The organism is Mycobacterium gordonae, assembly GCF_001417955.2.
Lineage (GTDB): Bacteria > Actinomycetota > Actinomycetes > Mycobacteriales > Mycobacteriaceae > Mycobacterium > Mycobacterium gordonae_B.
This window is the reverse complement of the sequence record NZ_LKTM01000153.1, coordinates 1-2,187: the sequence shown is the minus strand read 5'-3', so window position 1 is coordinate 2,187 and position 2,187 is coordinate 1. Positions and strand designations below refer to the sequence as shown.

Sequence of the window (2,187 nt, the reverse complement as noted above, 5' to 3'; positions counted from 1 at the left end):
GCGTCCCCACCTCTGCCGCCAGCCTGCCCCGGTGCGCCCGAGCCGCCGTTGCCGCCGTTGCCCCACAAAATCCCGCCGGCTCCGCCGTTCGCCCCGGTACCCTCAGCGCCGTTGAAGCCGTCACCGATCAGGGGCCGGCCCAACAATGCATTGGTCGGAGCGTTAATCAGGCCTAATACGAGCTGGTCGATGGTGGCCGCTTCTGCGGAGGCATACGCATTGGCGCCGCCGGCTAGGGCGCGTACGAACTGTTCATGGAACCTTGCAGCTTGAGCACTGGCCTGCTGATACTGCTCGCCGTGGGCACCGAATATCGCGGCGATGGCCATCGAAACCTCATCACCGGCAGCCGCCAGCACCCGCGTTGTCACCGCCGAAGCTTGCTGATTCACCGCACCGAGAGCTGAATTTATCCCCGTCAAATCGGATGCCACCGAACTCAACACGACTGGATCTACCGACAGATAGGACACAGCAGACGCCTCCCCCTCAACCGGCCGCGGGACCAACAGGTCCGGTCAAACAAGCGCAGCCTAAACCCTCTGCGCGGAAATAAACCCGTACTCATACCAGTTCCATGGAGTCTTTGCGAGGGTCCGGCGGGTTTGCTGATCCTTCCATGTCGACCACCACCGCCGGACCGATGCGGTTTCATGGCACTGGGCGTAGGCAGCGAACGCCGCACCCAATGACTCCGTCGCGATCGAGGTCCGCGTCAGCATCGAGGATCTTCGCGACGTTGGCGGCACCGGCAGAGCTACGTCCGCCAGTTCACGTCCAACAGGTTTTTACCGCCCCGACCGGTGTGAATTTCTACGGGCGTCATTCGCAGGCGACGCCGTCGCCGTCGCGGTCGAGCCCAGGGCGGTAGCCGGGTTGCCCGGCATAGAGCGGTGCAGCACCGGCGTTTCTGACCGCCTTGCAGTCCGGGTAGTACACAGACGACCCGCTTGTGGGCACCGGCACCGGCGCCGGCACCGGCGCAGGGGCAGGCTCGGCGCTGGTTGGGGACGAAGGCAGCGTCGCCGGGGCCGGTGGGGGCTCCGGGGCGGCGGCGGTCCGACCGCAGGTGATGAGTATTCCGGCGATTGCGTCACGCTCGGCCTGGGTGACCCAGAGCGCATACGCGGCCTTCACTTCAATGATGCGGGAAACATAGGTGCACCGATAGGACTTGTTGGGCGGCAACCATGTTGCGGCGTCGCCGTCGCTCTTCTGCTCATTGATGGACGCGGTGGTTGCCTGCAGATTGATCGGATCGTTGGCGAAGTTTCGGCGTTGAATCGGGTCCCACTGTTGCGCCCCTTTCTGCCATGCGTCCGCTAGCGCGACGATGTGGTCGACGTGGATTTCCGAGGACGTGTCGTGGCCGCGCCGGAACTCGGCAGTGGCGCCGCTGTAGGGATCGTGTAACACGCCGGCGAGCACGGTGCATCCTTTCGACCCTGCTTTGATCTCGACCTCGTCGAGGTCACGCCGAAGGATGTCGTTTCGGGTGTCGCAGCCATTGTGCCCGCCGGCCACGGTCACGTCGTCGGTCCACGCGGGACCGAACAGGCTGCGTTCATACCCCGTCTTGGGTGCACGCCCCTTGATCGGCAACGCGGCTAGTTTCGTCAGAGCCGAGGTAGTGTCGCCGGGCTGAGTGTGTGGCAGCGGATTGATCGACGTCGGCGCGGGCAGCGACGCCAGAGCAGCCCCCGGAGATGTCGCATCGTTGCGGTCATCATGGCCGCACAAGCCGATCAACAACAGCACACCGATCAGACTCGCTGAAACGAGTACCAACCGGCGCTTTTCCAATCCCTCTGCCGCGCCGCGATTTTCAGTCACGCCCGGTTATTCCTGCGCAGTCAAAGCTCCACCGGATGGCAGCTGCAAGTGACGACACGTACTCTTCTTCGAGTTCGTCGTTGTGCTGCCGCTTGATCCACGACGGGTGCTTGGCGTGAAATACGTAGGGCACAGCGTTCGGATTGCGCTTCCGGGGAATCGCGAAGGGCAGCTTGACTATTCGCGCCCGTGGATACAAGAAGCTCAACACCCTTTGCGCGTCGCGGCCCAAGGTAATCACCAGCAGTGGCCGCACAATCTCGAGCTCCCGGTGAAGGGGGCCTGACCCCAGGTGTTGGACACGCTGAATCCCGCAAGATTGGCGGGGGAAGCGAGATGATCGACACGATGGCA

3 protein-coding genes are annotated in these 2,187 nt (G+C 63.7%); all 3 read right to left on the bottom strand.

What is annotated here, in order from left to right:
- A partial coding sequence (locus AO501_RS13810) for a PE family protein (RefSeq protein WP_419775675.1) occupies window positions 1-434 on the bottom strand: 434 nt, incomplete at its 3' end.
- 388 nt (window positions 435-822) lie between these two features.
- On the bottom strand, window positions 823-1,833 hold the full coding sequence (locus AO501_RS13805) for a GmrSD restriction endonuclease domain-containing protein (RefSeq protein ID WP_082658616.1): 1,011 nt from the start codon (window positions 1,831-1,833) through the stop codon (window positions 823-825).
- Window positions 1,826-2,187 (bottom strand): uracil-DNA glycosylase family protein (locus AO501_RS35640; protein ID WP_419775674.1); only part of this gene is annotated, 362 nt, incomplete at its 5' end. The genes AO501_RS13805 and AO501_RS35640, both read right to left, overlap by 8 nt.